Raw genomic sequence first — 1,231 nt, 5'->3', positions numbered from 1 at the left:
CTTCGTGACGAAGGGGGAGCCGTCCGCCGGGCTCAGCGGAGGGAACTGGCCCGTCGGGTGGCGAGGTTGAGCAGATGCTCCAGGGGGCCTCGCCTGGCGAAGCGGGACCACACCCCGGCGAACAGGGTGGCTCCGGCGATGAACGAGAGCAGCAGCGCGGTGGAGGCGGACTGCGGCGGGGTGGCCGACTCGCCGGGCAGGGCGAGGATGACCAGGATGTGACCGACGTACAGGGTCAGGGACATGGTGCCGACGGCGATGACGGGGGCCGCCAGCCGGCGCAGCCAGTGCAGGCGCTCCATGGCCAGCGTCGCGCACAGGATCACAATGATCGCGATGCCGAGGCTGCCGATGAGGTCGAGGGTGGAGCCGCTGTGCGGTTCGGCCGCGATCAGCCCCCAGGCGCTGTCCCACAGGCCGCTGCCGACGGGCATGTCGAAGGACACCGGCCCCTTCGCGAGGTCGTCGGGTTTGGGCAGGCCACCGGTGAGGTGCTGGGCGCCGCCGGTCACGCGCAGCAGCAGCCACGCGACGCCGTACCCGAAGGCGATCATCGCGGCGCCGGTCGCGGCGAGGCGTCGCCGTACCGCCGTGGAGGCCAGGTCGAGCCGGCCGAGGGTCATGCCGGTGACGACGAAGGTCATCCAGGTGATCGCCGGGTAGAGGCCGGTGAGCACGAGGTCCAGGACGCCGACGCCGCTGATGCGGGCGAGGGGGTCGTAGGCGTCGATGGTGCGGACCGCGGACTCGGTGAGCAGGGCGCGCAGCACGAAGGCCAGCTGGGGGGTGACGACCGCGAGGGTGACGGCGATCGTGGCGAGGGTCCTGGCCCGCAGTTTCAGCAGGGGGATGGCCAGCAGGAAGTACAGGGCGTAGAAGTTGAGGATGCCGGCGCCGCCGAAGTTGGTCATGGCCAGGGCGCTGCCGACGACGAGCAGGATCGCGGCGCGGATCAGGATCCGGGCTCTGGCCTGGCGTCCGGCCAGGCCGGTCTTGGGTTCGCGGCGGCCGGCGATGAGCATCAGGGAGAAGCCCGCGAGGGTGGCGAACAGGGCGGAGGCCCGGCCGCTGGCCAGTTCCAGGAACCAGTCGCCGACGCCGCCGTCGGGGTCGGGAAAGGGGCCGACGTGCACGGCGAACATCCCGAACACGGCGAGAGCGCGGGCGAGGTCGACACCGACGAGCCGCGCGGTCGACGTCGCGGGGGGCGTCGTCGTGGCGGGCCCGGGGG

The 1,231-nt window shown here is 72.6% G+C and carries 1 protein-coding gene; it reads right to left on the bottom strand.

Features of this window, described 5'->3' with window-relative positions:
- Positions 1 to 32: 32 nt before the first annotated feature.
- The coding region (locus AOK24_RS44620; protein WP_055725499.1) for a DUF418 domain-containing protein at positions 33 to 1,231 on the bottom strand (1,199 nt) is incomplete at its 5' end.

This window comes from Streptomyces niveiscabiei (assembly GCF_001419795.1).
Taxonomy (GTDB): domain Bacteria; phylum Actinomycetota; class Actinomycetes; order Streptomycetales; family Streptomycetaceae; genus Streptomyces; species Streptomyces niveiscabiei.
Note: the sequence above shows the minus strand (reverse complement) of the source record. Positions and strands in the feature narration are given on the sequence as shown.